The organism is Nonomuraea sp. NPDC050783, assembly GCF_040802095.1.
GTDB lineage: Bacteria > Actinomycetota > Actinomycetes > Streptosporangiales > Streptosporangiaceae > Nonomuraea.
This window is the reverse complement of sequence record NZ_JBFAHK010000001.1, coordinates 1,039,309-1,059,769: the sequence shown is the minus strand read 5'-3', so window position 1 is coordinate 1,059,769 and position 20,461 is coordinate 1,039,309. Positions and strand designations below refer to the sequence as shown.

The following is a 20,461-nucleotide window of genomic DNA, read 5'->3' as shown; positions in this document are numbered from 1 at the left end:
CCATCCGATGAGACCACCACCGCGTGCGCGACCCCCGGAACCGTACTGACGAAGTCGGTGATCAACCAGTCGACGCCGCGTGCCGCGTGGCTCAGCTCGTTCACGCGCCCTCCTCCCTCTCGTCGTTCCGCGGGCCAGATGAGCCTGAGGAGAACGCCCTGCCCTCGCTGATGTCGTCGCGCGCCGCGCGGAAGCCCTGCTGGAAGCTCGACAGGCGGCTGCGCACCCGGTCCGGCGACACCGACGGCATCGGCGTCACCCCCTTGGGCGCGGCCGTCGTGCCCGCCGAGCCGGGCACCAGGTTGGCCTTGGGCACCCGCTTGGGCAGCCCGGAGGCCGTCGCCCCGTCACGGACCGGCTCCATCACGGCCTCCGCGGCGCTCCAGCCCTCGTCCGCCTTGCTGGAGCCCCAGGTCTTGTCGCGGCCGAACCAGGCGGACTCCACGGCGGCGAAGATCGGCAGGTAGTCGTCCCCGCCGGACGCGGGCGGGACCGCCGGGATCGGGCCGGTGTCCCCGGAGTCGCCGTCGGTGAACTCGAACCCCGGGCGCTGCGGCGGCACGGTGTCGCCGCTCCAGCCGCCGGGCGGCGGCTCGGGCGGCGCCGGGCGCCTGGGCAGGCCGCCGCCGTTCCAGGGTGAGGTACGCGGCGGCGACCAGACGTCGTCGGCGTCGAAGCCGCGCGGCTGCGCCGGCCAGGAGCCGGCGTCGGGCTGCCAGCCGGGCGACTGCGGCCAGCCGGCCGCCTCCGGGTTGGAGGGGAAGGACGGGTGGCCGGGGCCGAGCTGGGCCGGCGGCTGCGGCCAGTCGAGGGCGGGCGGCGCCGGGTGCGGGCCGGTGTAGGGCTCGTCCCCGCTCCCGCCGCCTCCGCCGCCGCCCGCGCCGGCGAAGGCGGGTGGCGGGCTGTAAGGCTGGTCGAGGGGCGGCGGGGTGACGGGCGGCTGCCCGTACGACGGCTGCCCATAGGACGGCGGCTCGTAGGACGGCTGCCCATAGGACGGCGGCTCGTAAGGGGGCTGGTCGAAGGCGGGCGGCGGGTTGTACGACGGCGGCTGGTTGCCCGAGAACGACGGCATGCCGGCGGCGTGCGCCGCGGGCTGGGAGCCCAGCATGTTCTCGGGGATGAGCACCATGGCGGTCAGCCCGCCGGAGGAGTGCGGCCGGAGCTGCACCCGGATGCCGTGGCGGTGGGCCAGGCGGGCGACCACGAACAGGCCCATGCGCCGCGAGACCGACACGTCCACGGACGGCGCGTCGGTCAGCCGCTCGTTGCACTGGGCCAGCTCGTCCTGGGTCATGCCGATGCCGGAGTCGCTGATCGACAACATCACGCCGCCTCCGTCGATCCGGCTGCCGGAGACCGTCACGCGGGTCTCGCGCGGCGAGAACGACAGCGCGTTCTCCACCAGCTCGGCCAGCAGGTGGATGACGTCGTTGACGGCCTGCCCGGCCACCGAGACGCCGTCGGGCACCTGGAGCACCACGCGCTCGTAGTTCTCGACCTCCGACAGCGAGGCGCGGGCCACGTCCACCAGCTTGACCGGCTGGCTCCAGCGGCGCGGCGGGTCCTGGCCGGCCAGCACCAGCAGGTTCTCGCTGTTGCGGCGCATGCGGGTGGCCAGGTGGTCCAGCTTGAACAGGTTGCCGAGGCGCTGCTCGTCCTGCTCGCCCTGCTCCAGGCCGTCGATGAGGGTGATCTGCCGCTCCACCAGGGTCTGGCTGCGGCGCGACAGGTTCACGAACATCGCGTTGACGTTGCTGCGCAGCCGGGCCTCCTCGCCCGCCAGCCGGACCGCCTCGCGGTGCACCTCGTCGAAGGCGCGGGCGACCTCGCCGATCTCGTCGTGGGTGTCCACGCTGATCGGGGCGACGGACGTGGGGCCGCCGTCGGTGCTCTCGCGCAGCGCCCGCACGGTCTCCGGCAGGAGCTGCCCGGCGATGTCGAGGGCCTCGCGGCGCAGCCGGCGCAGCGGCCGGATGAGCGAGCGGGCGATGAGCGAGATGATCGCCACCACGACGAGCAGCAGGAGCAGGATGAGGCCGCCGGAGATCAGCGCCGTGCGGTTGGCGCCCTCCTCCAGGCCGCGGGCGCGCAGGATCACCGAGGACGCCAGGTCCTTCTCCACGCTGCGCAGGGCGTCGATCTTGCCGGTGCTGACCTCGAACCAGGTGGCGACGTCCTCGCTGGCGGGGGCGCCGATGCTCAGCGCCTTGCTCTCCGACGCCTGCGCCATGGCGCGCAGCCGGAACAGGTCGGTCTGGTCGACGTCCCGGCCGACCACCGTGTTGCGGTACAGCTCAAGCTGGTCGAGGTTGGCGAGGGTGGCGAAGAGGGTCTCCTCGCTCTCCTCGCGGGCCTTGGCGTCGGTGAGCGCCTCCAGCTCGCCGCTGTCGAAGCTCTTCTTGTCCAGCGCGCTGGCCAGGATGCCGCGCTGCTTGGACGCCTGCTCCTTGGCCCTGGCGATGGCGGCCATGGCGCTGGCGCTGTGGTTGACCTCGTCGTCCACCGCCACCTGGCCGACCTGGTCGTGGAACTGCAGGAGGGCGGCGATGATCTGGGAGTACTTGTCGATCATCGGCAGCGGCTGGATCTTGCCCTTGACCGCCGTGGCGCGCAGCGTCGGGATCTCCTCCAGCCGGCGCAGCACCGGCCGCACGGCGTCGCCGTGGGTGTCGTTGATCGCCTGGCCCCGCTGCTCGGCGCCCTCGATGAGGGCGTCCACGCCGCTGTAGGTGGTCTGCAACTGGGCCTCGCGCTCGCGGGGGCGGCCCTGGGCGATGAACAGCGCGGTCTGGTCGCGTTCGAAGGCCAGCTCGTGGGTGACGGCGCCGAGCTGCTCGCTGAACTCGGCGACCTGGCGGAGGGTCTGGTAGGTGTTGGCGTCGTTGAGCGAGGTGACGACGCTCAGCCCGCCGAGGCCCACGGCCACGGCCGTGGGGACGACGATCAGCGCGATGAGGCGTGAGCGCACGTGCCAGTTGCCCAGCCCGAACCTGCGCGAGGAGGGTTTGGCCGGTCCTTGTCTCTGGTGCTGTTTCTGACGCGCGTGCGGCTCGCGGTCGGCGGAAGCTTCAGCGTTCTGCGTTCTCACTTGCCTTCGCAACCTCTCGCCCCGGGAGGGGAATTCTCGGTGACCCTGCAGGTGAATGCGCGTGGGGCAATTCGTACGTCGAGATGAGCGCCATTCGAGCACAAGGACCCGTGGCGGCCAACCACTGATCGTGCCTCATCGAGATGTTCGTGCCGAATCGTCCGAAAAATACGCCAGAATCAGTAAACAGCCGTCTATCTGCGGAAATAGGGTACGAGAGATCGCTCCACGAGCCACTTCCTCACCCGCAGAAGTATGCGCAAGAACCGCCCCGCCGGTAACCTAAGTCCCGCTCATCCCTCCATTCCCAAACCGGACAAACAACCAGTTACTTACTGGTCGTCAAATTTTCACGATATAGGGACGAGCGGACATTGCAACCGCAAGTGTTATCTTCACGATAATGACCGCCAATTTGGTGCTACGGTCGAGCCCTGTTGCGCGTCAGGCGCATCGCCGCCGGCAGATCGGTGCCGCCCGGTCCCCCCACGACTCCATCTGAAGGGAGTCCCTGACATGAGGCTTGGCCGTCCCGCCAGGGCCGCCATCATCGGATTCGCTTTGACCCTCGCCGCCGCCTGCAGCTCGGGCGGCACGACGACCGCCAGCGCACCGCCCGCCTCCGCCGGCGGCCTGGAGAAGACCAAGATCAAGATCGCCACCCTGCCGGCGATCGACAGCGCCGCCCTCTACGTCGCCATCGACCAGGGACTCTTCGACAAGGAGGGGCTGGAGGTCACCCCGCAGGTCGTCCAGTCCGCCCCCGAGGCCATCCCCATGCTGCTGAACGGCGAGATCGACGCCATGTTCGGCAACTACGTGTCGATGTTCCAGGCCCAGGACAAGGGCACGCTCAAGCTGCGCATCCTGGCCGAGGGCTCGCGCGCCGCCCCCGACTCGCTGAGCGTCATGGTGCTGCCCAGCTCCCCCATCAAGACGCCCAAGGACCTCGCCGGCAAGACGATCAACGTGAACGTCCTGCGCAACTTCCAGGAGCTGGCGCTGGCGCAGGTGCTGAAGGCCAACAACGTGGACCCGGCCTCCATCAAGTACGTCCAGGTGACCTTCCAGAACATCATGCCCGCCTGGAAGGGCGGCCAGATCGACGCCGCCTACCTGGGCGAGCCGATGGTCACCGCGGCCATCTCCACCATGGGCGCCCGCAAGATCCTCGACCCGGCCTCCGGCCCCGCCGCCGAGTTCCCCATCTCCGGCTACGTCAGCACGCAGGGCTGGTACGACAAGAACCCGCACGTCGCGGCGGCCTTCCAGCGGGCCGTCCACAACGCGGCCAAGCTGATGGAGAACAACCGCGAGGTCGTCTCCAAGGTGCTGCCGACCTTCACGCAGATCGACGCGGCCACCGCGGCCACCGTCACGTTCCCGTACTTCTCCAGCAACGACAACCCGGTGCGGCTGCAACGGGTGGCCGACTGGATGCTGGAGGCCCACTGGCTGAACAAGGCGATCGACGTCAAGACGCTCATGTCGCCGACCACGTCCGGATGAGCGCTGCGACACTGCCCGCCCGCCCGGCGGGAGCCACCACCCGGTGGTCCCGGCGGGCGGCCGGCGCCCTCGCCTTCGCCGCCCTGATCGAGCTGGCCAGCAGGACGGGCCTGGCCGACCGCGAGTTCCTGCCGCCCGCGACGGAGATCGCCGCGCGGATGGGCGCGCTCGCGCTCGACCCCGCCTTCCGCGCGCACGCCCTGACCAGCCTGCTCGCCTGGGCCGCCGGGCTCGGGCTGGCGGCGCTCGCCGCGGTGCCGCTCGGGCTGCTGCTCGGCAGCGTCCCGGTCGTGGACGCCGCCACCCGCTCGGTCGTGGAGTTCCTGCGGCCGATCCCGTCGGTCGCGCTGATCCCGCTCATGGCCCTGGTCATCGGCACCGGCCTGCAGCTGCGGATCTCGCTGGTGGTCTACGCCGCGTTGTGGCCCGTCCTCTACAACACGATGTACGGCCTGCGCGGCGTGGACCCGCTGGCCAAGGAGTCGCTGCGGTCGTACGGCTTCGGCTCCCTGTCGGTGCTGCTGCGCGTCTCGCTGCCCTCCTCTGCGCCCTTCATCACCACCGGCCTCCGGCTGGCCGCCGGGGTGGCGCTGATCCTGACCGTCAGCACCGAGATCGTGGCCGGCCGGGGCGAGGGCGTGGGCGTGTTCATCTACTTCGCCGGCCTCGCCGTGCCCGCCCGCATGACCGACATCCTGGCCGGGGTGTGCTGGGTCGGGCTGTTCGGCGTGGCGGTGAACACGCTGCTGGTCGCCTTCGAGCGGCGCGCGTTCCGCTGGCACCACGCCCGGCTGGGAGAGCAGGCGTGAAGGCCCGGGCGCAGCTCGCCGGGCGGGTCGCGGTGCCCGCCAAGCCCGCCGCGCGGACCCGCGCCCGCCGCGGCGGGGGCGTGCGGACGGCGGCGTTCCGCTGGCTGGTGCTGGCCGTGCTGGTGCTGCTGTGGGAGGCGGCCACCAGGGCGGCGGGCAGCGCGTTCTTCCCCGCGCCCAGCGTGATCGTGACCCGGATGCGGGAGATGTGGTTCTCCGGGCCGCCGCAGCGGCTGTTCCTCACCGAGGTCGCCGTGCGGAACATCCTGCCCAGCCTCGGCCGGATGGCCGCCGGGTTCGCCGGGGGCGCGCTGGCCGGGGTGGTGCTCGGGCTGGCGGTGGGGCTGTCGGCCCGCGTCCACGACTACCTCGACGGCGTGCTGCAGTTCCTGCGTGCCGTGCCGCCGCCCGCGCTGGTCACGGTGTTCCTGGTGGTGTTCGGGTTCGGGCTGCGCATGCAGCTGGCGTTCATCATGTTCAGCGTCGTGTGGCCGGTGCTGCTCAACACCGCCGACGGGGCCCGCGCGGTGGAGCCGCTGCACCTGCAGACCTGCCAGGTGTTCCGGCTGTCGCGGGCCGGGCGGCTGTGGTGGGTGGTCCTGCCGTCGGCGCTGCCCAAGATGTTCGCCGGGCTGCGGCTGGCGCTGTCATTGTCGCTGATCGTCATGGTCTTCTCCGAGCTGCTGCCCGGCACCGTCAACGGGATCGGCTTCCAGCTCACCGAGGCGTACTCGATGTTCGACCTGCCCGCCATGTGGGCCGGGATCGTGCTGCTCGGGGTGCTCGGCCACCTGCTGAACGAGCTGTTCCTGGTCGCCGAGCGGCGGGTGCTCGCCTGGCACCACGCGGCCCAGGAGCCCGTCGGCTAGGGTCCGGGCCGTGAGGACGATGGTCGCGGGGGGCGGCATCGGAGGACTCGCCGCCGCGTTGAGCCTGCCGCGCGGCCGCGGAGGGCGCGGCGCGGCGGGCGTACGAGGAGGAGCGGCGCCCGCCCACCTCCGAGCTGGTGCTCGCGCACCGGGCGCTCAACGAGCGGGAGTCGTGGAGCGTGCGCGTGCCATGACATCTCCCAGGATCGCGGAGTAAGATCGCGCCCTGAAGAGGTTTACCTGACTGACATGTCCACCTTTATCCGCTCCGCTAGAGTCGTGTTCTGACCCTTCCGGAGTCGCGGCCACCCTCCGCGGTCTCGCCCCCCTAGGAAGCGCATTGCTCGAGATAGACAACCTCTCCCACGTGTACGGCGCAGGCACCCCCAACGAGCACCGCGCCATCGAAGGTCTCAACCTGAGCGTCGCCGCGGGCGAGCTGCTGTGCATCGTCGGGCCGTCGGGATGCGGGAAGTCCACGCTGCTGCGCTCGATCGCCGGTCTCCTCACCCCGACCGGCGGCCAGGTCAAGGTCGAGGGCAGCCTGGTGCGCCAGACTCCGGACAACCTGGCCGTGGTGTTCCAGGACTACAGCCGCTCGCTGTTCCCCTGGATGTCGGTGGCCGACAACGTGGCGCTGCCGCTGCGCCGCAAGAGCATGGACAAGAAGGCCCGCCGCGAGGCCGCCATGGAGGCGCTGGAGTCGGTCGGCCTGTCCGGGGCGGAGCGCAAGTACCCCTTCCAGCTCTCGGGCGGCATGCAGCAGCGGGTGGCGATCGCGCGGGCGCTGGCCTACCGGCCGACGCTGATGCTCATGGACGAGCCGTTCGGCTCGGTGGACGCGCAGACCCGGGAGGACCTGGAGGACCTGGTGCTCAAGGTCCGCGGCCACCACCAGATGACGATCGTGCTCATCACGCACGACATCGACGAGAGCGTGTACGTGGGCGACCGCGTGGTGGTGCTGTCGAAGGCGCCCGCGCACGTCGTCGGCGACCTCAAGGTGGACCTGCCCGCGCCCCGCGACCAGATCACCACCCGCGAGCACCCCGACTTCGTCCACCTGCGCGCCGAGGTCGGCCGCCTGGTCCGCGGCCACGCCGCGGTCGTCTGACCCGTCCGCGGCCACGCCGTCGTCTGATCCGTCCGGTCACCGGCCGTCCCGTCACCGGCCGCCCAGCAGCTCCGCGAGCGGCCGGCGCAGCTCCGAGGGCACCAGGTTGAGCCGGTCGAGGTCGCCGGCGCCCGCCCACACCAGCTCGAAGCTGTTGTCCGGGCCGTGTTCCTCGGCCTCCTCCCCCGACAGCGTCGGCGTGCCCGTCACGTCGGTCATGAGGAAGTAGGAGGCCGGGCGGCCGTGGTGCCGTCCGGTCCACAGCAGGCGGCCGATCCTCGCCGTGAGCGTGGTCTCCTCGGCCAGCTCGCGCAGCGCGGCCGCCCGCGCGCTCTCGCCCTCCTCGACGTGACCGCCGGGCAGGACGGCGTAGTGGTGGCCGGGGCAGCGCGCCGGCGGGGTGCCGGACTCGGCGCACGGGCCGCAGCCGGTGGGCCGGACGTTCCGGTAGAAGCGCTTGATGACCAGCACGCGGGGGCCGTCGAGGACCACGGCGGCGGCTCTGGGGATCGGCACGCCTGCGATTGTGCCGTACGGCGGCGCCGGCGTCCGGCGCGTGCGGGTGTCGGGTGGCTTCCGGCGGGTTCCGCGCCCGTCACCACCCGAGTCCTTGTACGGCGGCGCCCGCTCTATACGGGGGTGTGCATGTGGCGGGTGAGCGCGTGCTCCACGAGGGTGATCAGGGTGGCCTTGACCGACTCGCGCTGCCGGGCGTCCAGCCGCACGATCGGGATGTGACCGCCGATCGACAGCGCCTCGCGGATCTCCTCCTCCTGGTGGGCGAAGTGCCCGTCCCAGCCGTTGATGCCGATGACGAACGGCAGCTTGGCCTCTTCGAAGTAGTCGATGGCGGGGAAGCTGTCGGCCAGCCGGCGGGTGTCCACGAGCACGACCGCGCCGATGGCGCCGCGTACCAGGTCGTCCCACATGAACCAGAACCGGTGCTGGCCCGGCGTGCCGAACAGGTAGAGGATCAGGTCCCGGTCGAGGGAGACCCGGCCGAAGTCCATGGCCACGGTCGTGGTCGTCTTGTTCGGCGTCAGCGAGACGTCGTCCACGTGCGCGGACGCGTCCGTCATGACGGCTTCCGTGGTGAGCGGGAGGATCTCCGAGACCGCCCCCACGAACGTCGTCTTGCCAACGCCGAAGCCCCCGGCCACGACGATCTTCGTCGAGGTCAGGCCGGGGCTAGAGCCTGCGAAGTCCACTGAGCACCCTTTCGAGCAAGTTGAGGTCCGGCTTTCCCGCGTCCAGCGCAGGCTGGTGCACGCGGATCAGGCCCTCCGACGCCATGTCGGCGATCAGCACCCGGACCACACCTAGGGGCTGGCGTAAAAGGGCGGAGATCTCAGCAACCGACCGGACGTTCCTGGTCAGTTGGATGATCGCCTGATACTCCGGACTTAGTAGGGAAATATCTTGGTATTCCGACGTCACGGAGGACACCAGTGCCTCCATGGCGAACTTCATCCGTGGCGCAGTGCGCCCCCCGGTCACGGCATACGGCCGTACCAGAGAGCTCTTGCGCGGATGCGGCGCCGCCGGATGCGGCGGAGTGCTATCACCAGCCCAACCCTGACCTGTCACCATGATCTCCTGTCGACGTCCCCGGGCTAGCGGGGACGTGCCGCCTGCAGCTCAGCGCGTACGGCCGGCGTCAACACCTGGCCCGCCCGCTCGACCAGCAGGGTCATCTGGTAGGCCACCAGACCCATGTCGCAGTCGGGAGCGGCCAGGACCGCCAGGCAGGACCCATCACTGATGGACATGATCATCAAGAGCCCGCGCTGCATCTCGATGACGGTCTGGGTCACCATACCGCCTTCGAAGACCCGCGCGGCGCCCTGGGTCAAACTGATCACACCGGAGGCGACGGCCGCGAGCTGGTCGGCCCGGTCCTTCGGGAAGCCCTCGGAGTAGGCGAGCGGCAGACCGTCGGACGAGACCACGACCGTGTGCGCCACTCCTGGCACGTTGTTCACGAAGTCCGTGATCAGCCAGCTTATGCCGCGCGCTCCCTGGCTCATCTCTCTCATTTGTCCTCCTCATTCTCTTCTCCGCGGGTGAACGCTCGGCCCTGCCGGATGCCCTGCTGGAAGCTGGAGAGCCGGCTGCGCAGCCGCTCGGGCGAGATCTGCGGCGCCGGTGACGTCGGCTGCGGCTCGGCGAGGCTGGCCGTGCCGGGCACCAGGTTGGCCTTGGGGACGCGGCGCGGCAGGCCGGAGGACGTGACCCCGCCCTGCTGCGGCTGCGCGGCGGCCTGCGCGGCCTGGAAACCGGAGTCCGCGGGCGACGACCAGGCCGCGCCCACTCCCGACGCGCCCGGCCTGCGCTGCGGCAGCCCCGAGGACGACGTGGGGGACGACCCCGACGCGGACGGCACCGACGGGGACGGCGACGGCGACCTGAGCGGCGACGCGGCCGGCGGCGGCGCGGTGGCGTCGGCCGGGATGGCCGGGTGCACGGCGGTGATCTCCGGCTCCTCCTCGGCGGCCGGCTTGGCCGGCTCGGGGTCCGGCCGGCGGAACCAGTCGGAGCCGACGGAGGAGAAGATCGGCAGGAACTCCTCGCTCTGCTCCTCCAGCGGCGAGTTGCGCACGGCCGGCAGCGGGCCGGTCATGTCCTGGGAGGTGTAGTTCCCGGCGCTGAAGGCGTGGTGGCCGGAGGTGCCGTTCTGCTCGAACCGGTCGGCGGGCTTGGGGTCCTCGTCGAACGGCGAGCGGTAGTCGGGGCCGAGCTGCGGCCGCGGCCGGTCCAGCGACTCGAACAGGCCCCTGCGCGGCAGCGGGTCGGCGAAGGACGACCAGCCCGACCGATCGTCCGGCTGCTCCTTCGGCGGCTCGGTGGCGAAGGACGGCCAGCGCGGCTCGTCGTCCTGCGGCGGGGGCGGCTGCTCGGCGAAGGACGGCCACCGGTTCTCGGCGAAGGGCGAGGGCGCCGGCTGCTGCTGCGACGGCGGCTGTTGCGACGGCGGCTGCTGCTGCGGCTGTTGCGGCTGCTGCTGCGCGGGCGCCTGCGGCTCCTCGGTGAACGACGGCCAGCGGCCGGTCTCCTCGGCGAACCAACGGTGCTCGTCCTGCCGCGGCACGGCCGGCGGCTCCTCGGCGAAGGACGGCCAGCGCTGCTCGTCCACCCCGGGACCGCCCGGCGTGGCCGCCGGCGGCTGGTCGAAGCCCGGCCGGTCGAAACCGGGCTGGTCGAAGCCCTGCTGCCCGAAGCCCTGCTGCTCGAAGGGCGGCTGCCCGAAGCCCTGCTGCCCGAAGGCGGGCTGGTCGAAAGCGGGCTGGTCGAAGGACGGCTGGTCGAAGCCGGGCCGGTCACCGCCGAAGGCGGCCGGCTGCTCCCCGAAGGCGGGCTGGTCGTAGGACGGCTGGTCGAAGGAGGGCTGGTCGTAGGAGGGCTGCTCGCCGAACGACGGCCAGTTGGTGCCGGTGCTGCCGGGCGCGGGCACCGACTGCGGCCACTCGGTGTCGAGCACCTGGCCGCCCGGGTTGGAGGACGGCCCGGAGCCGTTGGCGGCCGGCTGGTTGAACATGCTCGGGTCGAACGAGGTGAACGCCTCGTACTGGCCGCCCTGCTGGGGGCCGTTGCCGGTGGAGATGAGCATGTCGGGCAGCATGACCAGGGCGCTCAGGCCGCCGGTCTCGCGCTGGCTGAGCTGGACCCGGATGCCGTGGCGCAGGGCCAGGCGGCCGACCACGAACAGGCCCATGCGCCGCGAGACCGACACGTCCACGACGGGCGGGTTGGCCAGGCGCCAGTTGGCCTCGCGCAGCTCCTCCTGGCTCATGCCGATGCCCAGGTCGTTGATCGTGACCATCACGCCGCCCTCGGCGGGCGTGCTGGTGACGGTGACCTTGCTCTCGCGCGGGGAGAAGGAGATGGCGTTCTCGATCAGCTCGGCGAGCAGGTGGACGGCGTCGGTGACGGCCGGGCCGACGATCAGCGTGCCGGACGGGATCTGGATCTGGACCCGCTCGTAGCCCTCGACCTCCGACAGCGAGGCGCGGGCGATGTCGACCAGCGGCACCGGCTCGCTCCACTTGCGGGCGGCCTCCTGGCCGGCGAGGACCAGGAGGTTCTCGCTGTTGCGCCGCATGCGGGTGGCCAGGTGGTCGAGGCGGAAGAGGTTGGCGAGCCGCTGCTCGTCCTCCTCGCCCTGCTCCAGGCCCTCGATGAGCTGGAGCTGCCGCTCGACCAGCGTCTGGCTGCGGCGGGAGAGGTTGACGAACATGGCGTTGACGTTGGCCCGCAGCTTGGCCTCGTCGCCGGCCAGCCGGATCGCCTCGCGGTGGACCTCGTCGAAGGCCCGCGCCACTTCCCCGATCTCGTCGCGGGTGTTGATGCCGATGGAGGGCACTTCGGGGACCTGCGCGCCGTCGCCGGACTCGCGCAGCACGCGGACGGTCTCGGGCAGCCGGGTGGTGGCCACCTGCAGCGCCTCGGCCCGCAGCCGGCGCAGCGGGCGGACCAGCGAGCCGGCCACGCGGGTGGTGATGACCAGGACGAGCAGCAGCAGGACGAGGATCATCGCGCCGGAGATGATGGCGTTGCGCTGCTCGGCGTCGCTCAGCTCGCGGGTGGTGCCCACGATCTTGGTGGCCAGGCCGGTCTCGACCCTGCGCATGGCGTCGGCGGCCAGCGTGGTGCTGGTGTACCAGTTGTTCAGGTCGCGGTTGGTGGTGACGTCCAGGTCGCCGAGCTTGTTGTACTCGCGCATCTGGGCCAGGGCGCGCTGCCGCATGGCGTCGGCGCGGTCGATCTGCGTGCCCCGGACGTTCTGCCGGAACGTCTTGAGGTCGGCGGCGGACGCCTCGGCCTCGAAGGAGGCCTGCGCGGCCTGCTGGGCGTTCCAGGAGCCCAGGAAGTCGGTGAGCGCCTGGCCGTCCAGCTTGCGCTCCGACAGCGCCACGATGAGGATGATCTGCTGCCGGGAGACCTCCTCCTTCATCTGCTGCAGCGAGCCGAGCGCCGCGATGTCGCGCTGGAGGCGGTCGTCGTTGACGCCGTCGGCCAGACCCGCCTGGATCGACGAGAAGATGCCGATCATGGTCGAGTAGGTGGTGATGGAGGCCTGGGGCGGAACGTTCCCGACCATGGAGGTCCGGAGGCTGTTGAGGCCGTCGAGCCAGCGGCGCATCTCGGCCACGCCCTCGCGGACGCGGGTGTTGTGGGACTCGTCGATGGCCTGCGCGGCGGTGAGCGCCTCCGCCTTGGCCTTGTCCGTGGCCTGCCGCTGGGTCTTGAGCTGGACCAGGCGGCCGGCCCGGTTGCCGGTGGCGACGGACCACGCGGTGAGCGTGCGCTCCTTGGCCAGCTCGTGGTTGAGCGCGCCGACCTTCTGCACCAGCTCGGCCACCTGGGTCAGGCGCTGGTACTCGGCACTGGTGCCGATGGCGTTGGCCAGCTGGATGCCGGCGAGGAGCACGCCCACGACCGTGGGGATGAGGATCAGCGCGACCAGCCTGGAGCGCACACGCCAGTTAGCCAGCCGGAACCTTCCGCCTGTGTACTCCCCGGACTTCGTGTGCCTGGGGTTTTCCGTCCTCACTGACTCTCGCAACCTCTCGCCGGTACGTGCTCGAAAGAAATCAGACACGCGTGTGGCGCATGGGATTCCGTCCGGCTGGGTAATTGGAACACAGTCCGTACCAGATCGGCCAACCGAACATATCCCATCAGACACGCCCAAAGCATGACTTTAGGGTGTATTTCGCCGTACACGTTTTCAGGCGGGCCGGAACGAATCCCGCTCGGCCGGTGCCGCGTGCTTCACCATCAGGTGCCGGGTCACCGAGTACTCCAGGACCGCTTCCTGGCTCATGTCCTTGCCGAAGCCGCTGCCCTTGACCCCTCCGTGCGGTGCCTCGCTGGCGATCGGCAGGTGATCGTTGACCCAGGTCACTCCCACGTCGAGGCGGTGCGCGACGCGCATCGCCCGCGAGACGTCACGCGACCACACCGACGAGGCCAGGCCGTAGCGGGTGTCGTTGGCCAGCCGGACCGCCTCCTCCTCGCCGTCGAACGGCAGCGCCACCAGGACCGGCCCGAACAGCTCACCCTGCACGATCTCGCTGTCCTGTGCGACATCCGTCACAAGCGTGGGCGGGTAGTAGAACCCCGGCCCCTCGGCGGGCGCGCCGCCGTGCCGCACCCGGCCCCCGGAACGCTCCACGAACCCGTGCACCCGCTCCCGGTGCGCCGCGGAGATCAGCGGGCCGATGTCGGTGGCCGGGTCCCAGGGGTCGCCGACGGCGATTTCGGCAAGAGTTGCCCGAAGCGCCTCGACGGCGTCGGCGTAGATCTCGCGGGCGAGGTAGACCCGGGTGGCGGCGGTGCAGTCCTGCCCGGTGTTGTACGTCGCCCCCATCGCCACGCCGCGCGCCATCTCGGCCAGGTCGGCGTCCTCGAAGACCAGCGCGGGGGCCTTGCCGCCCAGCTCCAGGTGGACCCGCTTGAGCGTGGCCGCCGCGCCGGACATCACGGCCCGGCCGGTCTCCGTGGAGCCGGTGACGCTGACCATGTCCACGCCGGGGTCGGTCACCAGCGCCTGGCCGACCTCGGCGTCGCCGGTGACCGCCCGCACGAGCCCTTCGGGGGCGCCCGCCTCGGCGAACAGCTCGGCCAGCCGCAGCGTCGTGCGCGGCGTCTGCGGCGCCGGCTTGATCACCACGGCGTTGCCCGCGGCCACCGCCGGGCCGACCTTCCACACGGCCATGACGAACGGGAAGTTCCACGGCGCGATCGACCCCACCACCCCGACGGGGCGGCGCAGCATGACCGAGGTGTAGCCGGGGCTGAACACCCCGGCGCCCGAGCCGTCCAGCGAGCGGGCGGCGCCGGCGAAGAAGCGCAGGTTGTCCGCGGCGAAGGGCAGCTCGCCGTCCCTGAACACCGCGGCGGGCTTGCCCGTCTCCTCCACTTCGAGCCTCGTCAGCTCCTCGGCGTCGGCCTCCACGAGGTCGGCCACCCGCAGCAGCAGCCGGGCGCGCTCGGCGGGGGTGGTCTGCGACCACTCCGCGTACGCGGCCCGCGCGGCCGACACGGCGGACGCCACGCCCTCCACCGGCGTGTCCGGAATTTCGGCACACGGAAGGCCGGTGGCGGGGTTGATCAGTTCACGCATGGAAGGTCATGTCCTTACTGGCCGAGCTGTTCGATCAGGTCGGCGGCCTTGCGCAGGCCGTCGCGGCGCCGGATCTCCGCGCCCGCGGCGGCGAGCCGCTCGCGCAACGCGGTGTCGCCGAGCAGGCGCTCGACGGCCCCCGTCAGCTCCTCGTCGGCGAAGGTGTAGGTCGAGAGCCGGACGCCGTAGCCCAGCTCGGCGACCCGCTGGGCGTTGTCGTACTGGTCCCAGAACAGCGGCAGCACGATCATCGGCTTGCCGAAGTGCAGGGCCTCCGTGGTCGTGTTGTTGCCGCCGTGCGTAATGACCAGATCGCACTGAGGGACGATCTTAGTCTGCGGCAGGAACTCCGCGCCCCACATGTTGTCGGCGAGCTTGATCTCCTCGTGCAGCGGGCCCTTGGAGACGATGTACTGGTGCGGGGTGGTGGCCAGCACGTCGATCACCCGCTGCATCAGGCCGACGTCGGCCGAGCCGAGCGAGCCGAGCGAGAAGTAGATCAGCCCGGCGCCCTGCCGGCGCTCGAAGGGCAGCTCGAAGTCCTCGTCGGTCTCGCGGACCGAGGAGTCGAGGCGGTGCCAGGTGGGGCCGAGCGGGCGGCGGTCGGTGTAGTCCAGGATCTCCGGGTACACGTAGAGGTTCAGGTCGCCCTCGTGGATGAAGTCGAGGTCGGGCAGTGGGGCCGTGCCCTGCTCGACGCACCACGCGTTGTAGGCCGTCCACAGCTCGCGGTGGGTGCGGTCGTACTCGGCGCGGAACTCCTCCCACTGGGAGCGGTCGTCGGAGGGCAGACCGGAGAAGACCGGCGGCACGTCCGCGCCGCGGACCTCCAGCGGCTGGCAGGAGACGATGCGCACGAACTTCTTGCCTGTCGTGAGCAGTGCCGGGAACGTGAGAACGTTGTCCTCGATGATCACATCCGGGTCCACCCGCTCGATGATGGCCTTGAGCTGCGGCTCGCAGTACTTGGCGCCCTCGATCAGCTCTGCCCAGATCGGCTTGGTGACGGTTTCGAGCTGCTCCTTCGTGCTCTTGCGGTACTCGGGGGCGGTCTCGCGGATGAAGTCCTTCCAGAACTGGCCGGCGTCCTGCTCCTCGGGGTTCTCGGGCGGCGGGGCCAGGTCGACCAGGTCCTCCTCGAAGCCGAGGGCCGCCAGCTTGCCCTTCCAGGAGGACTCGGCGGCGAAGACGACGCGGTGGCCGCGACGGCGCAGGATGTCGCCGATGCCGATGCAGTTGTTGGTCGGGCCGTACGCGCTTTCCGGCATGAACAGGAACGTGAGTGACATCGGATCTCCGGGGAACTTCAAAGAGTTGAAGGGTAATTCAAAACTTGTCTGGCGTGATGGTCAAGTTACGGGCACTATGGTCACGGCTAACTGAACGGTAGCCAAACGAGTGAAGGTGGTGAGGGTGGCTCAGCGTAAGAGCCGGAGCGACCGGCGCATCGATCTGATCGAGGCCGCGCGCAGGGCCATCATCCGTCACGGCATCGACGGCGTGCAGCTCTCGCACGTCGCCGAGGAGGCCGGGCTGACCAGCGGCGCCGTGCTCTACCACTACCCCGACCTGGCCGAGCTGCTGGTCGAGGCGCAGCACGCCGGGATGGAGCGCTTCTACGAGCAGCGCCTGCGCCGGCTGGCCGACTTCACCGACCCGGCCGAGAAACTGGTCGTCACGATCCGCTCCGGGCTGCCGACCGGGCCGCTCGACCCCGACGTGCGCCTGCTCAACGAGCTGGGCGGGGCGGCCGGCCGCAACCGGGTCTACGGCGTCCTGCTGACCTCGCTCTACGACCGCCAGGTCTCGATGTACCAGGCGATCCTGGACACCGGGGCGGCGCTGGGCGTCTTCCGGCTGGGCGCCGACTCGCTGTCGATCGCGCGCAACCTGGTGGCCCTGGAGGACGCCTACGGCTACCGCATCACGGCCCGCCACCCGGTGATCGGCCCCGAGGAGGCGGCCGAGCTGATCCTGTCGTACGCGCGCGCGGCGACGGGCCACGACCTCGATCATTGATCGTCCGCCATGATGACCGCGTCCTCGGCGTTCCAGCGGACCTTGACCTTGGCGCCGGTCCGCACCGAGCCGGCGCCCTGCACGGCCACCAGGATCGGCCCGGGGTGGCCGGGCACCTCCACGGAGACGTGCGAGACGCCGCCGTAGAAGCTCACGTCCACGACGGTGCCCGCCATGCCCCGCACGGCGCTCTCGTCGGCCAGCTCGACCTTCTCGGGCCGGACTGCCAGCAGCGCGGGCGCGTCGGCCGCCAGCTCGGCCAGCGGGGTGCCCGGCAGCATGCCGAACTCCTCGCTCTTGAGCGCGTCGAGGCCGCTGGCGGTGCCGCGGAAGAGGTTGTTGGCGCCGACGAAGCCGGCCACGAACGGCGTCCTCGGCCGCTCGTAGAGCGCGACGGGCCGGTCCACCTGGCGCACCCGGCCGCTGTCGAAGACCGCGATGCGGTCGGCCAGCGACATGGCCTCCTCCTGGTCGTGCGTGACGACCACGAAGGTGATGCCGACCTCGTGCTGCAGCCGCTTGAGCTCCAGCTGCATGTCGGCGCGGACCTTCTTGTCCAGGGCCGACAGCGGCTCGTCGAGCAGCAGCAGGCGGGGCCGCTTGACGATGGAGCGCGCCAGCGCCACCCGCTGCCGCTGCCCGCCGGAGAGCTGGGCGGGCCTGCGGCCGGCGTGCGCCGACAGCCCGACGGTCTCCAGCACCTCGCCGACCCGCTGCTTGATCTCCTGCCGGGGCAGGCGCTCGCGCTCCAGCCCGTAGGCCACGTTCTTGGCCACGGTCATGTGCGGGAACAGCGCGTACGACTGGAACATGAGGCTGATCGGCCGCCGGTTGGGCGCCTTGGACAGCAGGTCCTCGCCGTCGAGCGAGACCCGGCCCTCGTCGGGCGTCTCGAACCCGGCGATGATGCGCAGCAGCGTCGTCTTGCCGCAGCCCGAGGGGCCGAGCAGCGCGAAGAACTCGCCCTGCTCGATCTGGAGCGAGACGTCGTCCAGCGCGGTGACGCTCCCGAACCTGCGGGTGACGCCGTCAATCTTGAGCACGTGACTCCCCGATCCTGGTCATCCGCTGACCGGCGATCACCGCGGTGAAGCTCACCAGGAGCAGGATCGCGGCCAGCGCGTTGATCTTCGGGGTCACCCCGAAACGAACCATTGAGTAGATGACGATCGGCAGCGTCGGCTCGGCGTTCCCGATCGTGAAGAAGGCGATCACGAACTCGTCCAGCGACAGCGTGAACGCCAGCAGCGCGCCCGCGACGATCCCGGGCACGAGCTGCGGCAGCGTGATCCGCAGGAAGGTGGTCACCGGCCCGGCCCCCAGGTCGCGCGAGGCCTCCTCCAGCGAGGTGTCGGAGCCGGACAGCCGGGTACGCACCACCGCCGCCACGAACGCCATCGAGAACAGCGCGTGCGCGAGCGTCACCGAGTACAGGCCGAGCGTGAGCTGGATGGCGTTGTAGAACACCAGCAGCCCGATCGCCAGCACCAGGTCCGGCAGCACGGCCGGCATCAGCGCGATCGCGTCGAGGGTCTTCGAGCGCGTGTAGCGGGACAGGCCGACGGCCAGCAGCGTGCCGAGCACGGTGGCGATCGCGGTGGAGCCGGCGGCCACGATCAGCGTGTTGACCAGGCCGGTCCTGATCCGCTCGTCGCCGGCCAGCTCGCCGTACCACTTGAGGCTGAAGCCCTCGTAGGTGTACGCCGAGTCGCCGGAGTTGAACGACATCACGACGAGCACCACGATCGGCAGGTACAGGAAGACGTAGGTCGCCCAGAACGGGACGTACAGGAGCTTGGACCTACGCACGGCGGGCCGCCCATGCCTGCACGACCAGCAGCACGACCAGCACCGCGATGAGCGCCAGCGCCAGCGCCGAGCCGAACGGCCAGTCACGCGCCTTGAGGAACTGGTCGCGGATGAGGTTGCCCACCATCGTCGACTTGCTGCCGCCCAGCATCTCCGGGATGACGAAGTTGCCGAAGCTGGGCACGAAGACGAACAGGCACCCGGTGAGCACGCCCGGCATGGTCAGCGGCAGCGTGACCTTGCGGAACGTGGTGAACGCCGACGCCCCGAGGTTGGCCGACGCCTCGCCGAGCTGCGGGTCCAGCCGCTCGATCGCGGAGTACAGCGGCAGCACCATCAGCGGCAGGTACGAGTACAACAGCCCGGTGACGATCGTCCCCTCGTGGTACAGCAGCTCGAACGGCCCGAGCCCCAGCTTGCCGAGCGCGCTGTTGACCAGCCCCGGCCCGCTGAGCAGCATGATCCAGGCGTAGACCCGGATGATGAAGTTCGTCCAGAACGGCAGCACGATCGCGACCAGCGCGAGCGTCCTCCACCGGCCGGGCAGCCGCGCGATCAGGTAGGCCGTCGGATAGCCGACCAGCAGCGCGATCAGCGTCGTCAGGGCCGCGATGCGCAGCGAGCCGCCGAGCACGCCCAGGTAGAGCGGGTCGATCAGGCGGGCGAAGTTCTCCGAGGTGAACTCGCGGACCACGCCGCCGAAACGCCCGCGCTGGAAGACCGTGTAGCTCAGCACCAGGGCCAGGGGCACCAGCAGCAGCACCACCAGGTACGTCAGCCCGGGTGACAGGAAAACCAACGCGCCCAGCCGGCGACCCCGTACGCGGGGCGCCGGCCGGGCCTTTGCCTCAGACTTCACCGCACTGATGACTACTGCGCCGTGACTTCACTGGACAGGCGGGTGTACTTGGTCGAGTCCTGCCCCAGGTCGATGATGGACTCACCGTTGAGCAGCTCGGCCGGCTTGATGCCCAGCAGCGAGCCCTCGGGGATCTTCACCCGCTCCATGGCGGCCTTGTTCGGGACCGCGTAGTTGATGTTCTCGGCCGCCCAGCTGTGGATCTCGGGGTCGAGGATGTAGTTGATCAGGGCGTGCGCGGCCTCCTTGTTCTTGGAGGACTTCATGATCACCATGGTGTCCACCCAGAGGTCGCTGCCCTCCTTCGGCACCGCGAACTTGATGTTCTTCTCCGTCGTCGGGCACCAGCCGTCCCACGCCTCGACCATCACGGCCTCGCCGGACTTGAGCTTGTCGCCGAACGTCGTGTCGTCGTAGGCGAGCAGGTGCGGCTTGGCGGCCAGCAGCAGCTCCTTGGCCTTGGCGATCTCCTCGTCCTTGGCCGTGTTGACCGAGTAGCCGAGGGCCTTGAGCGCGGGCAGGGCCAGCCAGCGCTCGGTGGTCATCATGGTGACCTTCTTGTCGGCCCACGCCGGGGGCTTCAGGAGATCGTTCCAACTCTTGGGCGTGGACTTGACCAGGTCGGTGCGGTAGCAGATGCCGGTGGTGCCCCAGGTGTAGGGCACCGAGAACTTGTTGCCCTTGTCGTAGGAGAGCTGGGTGGCCTCGGGGTAGAGGTTGGCCAGGTTGGGGATCAGCTCGGCGTGGATGGGCTCCAGCAGGCCCTGCTCGTTGAGCGCCTGGGCGTACTGGCCGGAGACGAAGGCCACGTCGATGCCGCTGTCGCCGGAGGCCGTGAGCTTGGCCATCGCCTCCTCGTTGGTGGCGTGCAGGCCGATCTTGACCTCTTTGACCTTGAGCTTCTCCTTGGCCTTCTCGGGCAGTTCCTTCGGGGTGTAGCCGTCCCAGACCGTGACCTGGAGCGACTGCTGCGACAGGTCCGCGTTGGGCTTCAGCTGGTCGGCAGCCGCCACGGTCGTGCCTTCTGAGCTGGTCGACGACTCACCGCCGCACGCCGCGACGGCAAGCGCGAGCCCGGCCGCCGTCACGGCGGCCGGTAGACGACGGGTGAACCGGATACGGGACACGGCCGCTACTCCTTCTGAATGTGCGATGTACGAGGGGTCGCGCGACCTTACCGGACACAGCAGACCAGACCAGGAGTGTTGCAGCAGAAATCAACATGAGCAAGACTTTTCCCCACATTGCTACCTGGA

Annotated in this window: 17 protein-coding genes and 1 pseudogene; 5 read left to right on the top strand and 13 right to left on the bottom strand. The window is 70.5% G+C overall.

All coding sequences use genetic code 11. The annotated features are described in order from the left end of the window. Both AB0H75_RS04920 and AB0H75_RS04915 read right to left on the bottom strand, forming a co-directional pair. Positions 1-95 (bottom strand): annotated as a pseudogene (locus AB0H75_RS04920) (roadblock/LC7 domain-containing protein); the annotation flags it as partial. 5 nt (positions 96-100) lie between these two features. After that, positions 101-2,971 carry a nitrate- and nitrite sensing domain-containing protein gene (locus AB0H75_RS04915; RefSeq protein ID WP_367790426.1) on the bottom strand — a complete coding sequence of 957 codons (2,871 nt, stop codon included), beginning with the start codon at positions 2,969-2,971 and terminating at the stop codon, positions 101-103. Between the two features lie 636 nt (positions 2,972-3,607). Between AB0H75_RS04915 and AB0H75_RS04910 the strand changes: the two genes are divergently transcribed. From AB0H75_RS04910 to AB0H75_RS04895, 4 genes are all read left to right on the top strand, one after another. Continuing rightward, a complete protein-coding gene (locus tag AB0H75_RS04910) occupies positions 3,608-4,600 on the top strand; it encodes an ABC transporter substrate-binding protein (RefSeq protein ID WP_367790423.1) in 993 nt (330 codons plus the stop codon). After that, positions 4,597-5,409: an ABC transporter permease gene (locus AB0H75_RS04905; protein ID WP_367790419.1), complete on the top strand. Its 813-nt coding sequence runs from the start codon at positions 4,597-4,599 to the stop codon at positions 5,407-5,409. Before AB0H75_RS04910 ends, AB0H75_RS04905 begins: the two co-directional genes overlap by 4 nt. Continuing rightward, positions 5,406-6,278 carry an ABC transporter permease gene (locus AB0H75_RS04900; protein WP_367790416.1) on the top strand — a complete coding sequence of 291 codons (873 nt, stop codon included), beginning with the start codon at positions 5,406-5,408 and terminating at the stop codon, positions 6,276-6,278. The genes AB0H75_RS04905 and AB0H75_RS04900 overlap by 4 nt, the downstream gene beginning before the upstream one ends. A gap of 340 nt (positions 6,279-6,618) precedes the next feature. Continuing rightward, entirely contained in the window at positions 6,619-7,392 is a 774-nt protein-coding gene (locus AB0H75_RS04895; RefSeq protein ID WP_367790413.1) for an ABC transporter ATP-binding protein, read from the top strand. Positions 7,393-7,443: 51 nt separating this feature from the next. Here the strand turns inward: AB0H75_RS04895 and AB0H75_RS04890 are convergent, their stop codons facing one another. From AB0H75_RS04890 to AB0H75_RS04860, 7 genes are all read right to left on the bottom strand, one after another. Further along, positions 7,444-7,908 carry an NUDIX domain-containing protein gene (locus AB0H75_RS04890; protein WP_367790410.1) on the bottom strand — a complete coding sequence of 155 codons (465 nt, stop codon included), beginning with the start codon at positions 7,906-7,908 and terminating at the stop codon, positions 7,444-7,446. Between the two features lie 113 nt (positions 7,909-8,021). Continuing rightward, on the bottom strand, positions 8,022-8,600 hold the full coding sequence (locus tag AB0H75_RS04885; protein WP_242373299.1) for an ATP/GTP-binding protein: 579 nt from the start codon (positions 8,598-8,600) through the stop codon (positions 8,022-8,024). Then, the gene (locus AB0H75_RS04880; RefSeq protein ID WP_367790407.1) at positions 8,581-8,982 is read right to left on the bottom strand and encodes a DUF742 domain-containing protein; all 402 of its coding nucleotides are present in this window, start codon (positions 8,980-8,982) and stop codon (positions 8,581-8,583) included. The genes AB0H75_RS04885 and AB0H75_RS04880 overlap by 20 nt, the downstream gene beginning before the upstream one ends. A 23-nt stretch (positions 8,983-9,005) precedes the next feature. Then, a complete protein-coding gene (locus AB0H75_RS04875; RefSeq protein ID WP_206067544.1) occupies positions 9,006-9,419 on the bottom strand; it encodes a roadblock/LC7 domain-containing protein in 414 nt (137 codons plus the stop codon). 5 nt (positions 9,420-9,424) lie between these two features. Beyond that, entirely contained in the window at positions 9,425-12,868 is a 3,444-nt protein-coding gene (locus AB0H75_RS04870; protein WP_367790404.1) for a nitrate- and nitrite sensing domain-containing protein, read from the bottom strand. A 252-nt stretch (positions 12,869-13,120) separates the two neighbouring features. Next, a complete protein-coding gene (locus tag AB0H75_RS04865; protein WP_367790401.1) occupies positions 13,121-14,518 on the bottom strand; it encodes an aminobutyraldehyde dehydrogenase in 1,398 nt (465 codons plus the stop codon). 14 nt (positions 14,519-14,532) lie between these two features. Continuing rightward, positions 14,533-15,807, bottom strand: coding sequence for a glycosyltransferase (locus AB0H75_RS04860; RefSeq protein WP_367790398.1), 1,275 nt, complete (start codon positions 15,805-15,807; stop codon positions 14,533-14,535). A 124-nt stretch (positions 15,808-15,931) separates the two neighbouring features. Between AB0H75_RS04860 and AB0H75_RS04855 the strand changes: the two genes are divergently transcribed. Then, positions 15,932-16,537, top strand: a complete 606-nt coding sequence (locus AB0H75_RS04855) for a TetR/AcrR family transcriptional regulator (protein WP_367790395.1) — start codon at positions 15,932-15,934, stop codon at positions 16,535-16,537. Here AB0H75_RS04855 and AB0H75_RS04850 read toward each other — a convergent pair. The 4 genes from AB0H75_RS04850 to AB0H75_RS04835 all read right to left on the bottom strand — a co-directional run bounded on the left by AB0H75_RS04850 (position 16,531) and on the right by AB0H75_RS04835 (position 20,332). Continuing rightward, positions 16,531-17,580 (bottom strand): ABC transporter ATP-binding protein, encoded by a 1,050-nt coding sequence (locus AB0H75_RS04850; RefSeq protein WP_367790392.1) that lies wholly within the window; start codon positions 17,578-17,580, stop codon positions 16,531-16,533. The genes AB0H75_RS04855 and AB0H75_RS04850 overlap by 7 nt on opposite strands. Continuing rightward, complete coding sequence (locus tag AB0H75_RS04845) at positions 17,567-18,346, bottom strand: ABC transporter permease (protein ID WP_367790389.1); 780 nt, start codon at positions 18,344-18,346, stop codon at positions 17,567-17,569. The genes AB0H75_RS04850 and AB0H75_RS04845 overlap by 14 nt, the downstream gene beginning before the upstream one ends. Then, positions 18,339-19,145, bottom strand: coding sequence for an ABC transporter permease (locus tag AB0H75_RS04840; RefSeq protein ID WP_367790385.1), 807 nt, complete (start codon positions 19,143-19,145; stop codon positions 18,339-18,341). The genes AB0H75_RS04845 and AB0H75_RS04840 overlap by 8 nt, the downstream gene beginning before the upstream one ends. 71 nt (positions 19,146-19,216) lie before the next feature. Further along, positions 19,217-20,332 (bottom strand): spermidine/putrescine ABC transporter substrate-binding protein, encoded by a 1,116-nt coding sequence (locus AB0H75_RS04835; protein WP_367790382.1) that lies wholly within the window; start codon positions 20,330-20,332, stop codon positions 19,217-19,219. Positions 20,333-20,461: the final 129 nt, after the last annotated feature.

Bases quoted from the DNA above. Each gene is read 5' to 3' on its own strand.
- AB0H75_RS04910 (WP_367790423.1), top strand. From the start codon at position 3,608: ATGAGGCTTGGCCGTCCCGCCAGGGCCGCCATCATCGGATTCGCTTTG.
- AB0H75_RS04880 (WP_367790407.1), bottom strand. From the start codon at position 8,982: ATGGTGACAGGTCAGGGTTGGGCTGGTGATAGCACTCCGCCGCATCCG.
- AB0H75_RS04905 (WP_367790419.1), top strand. From the start codon at position 4,597: ATGAGCGCTGCGACACTGCCCGCCCGCCCGGCGGGAGCCACCACCCGG.
- AB0H75_RS04875 (WP_206067544.1), bottom strand. From the start codon at position 9,419: ATGAGCCAGGGAGCGCGCGGCATAAGCTGGCTGATCACGGACTTCGTG.
- AB0H75_RS04860 (WP_367790398.1), bottom strand. From the start codon at position 15,807: ATGTCACTCACGTTCCTGTTCATGCCGGAAAGCGCGTACGGCCCGACC.
- AB0H75_RS04865 (WP_367790401.1), bottom strand. From the start codon at position 14,518: ATGCGTGAACTGATCAACCCCGCCACCGGCCTTCCGTGTGCCGAAATT.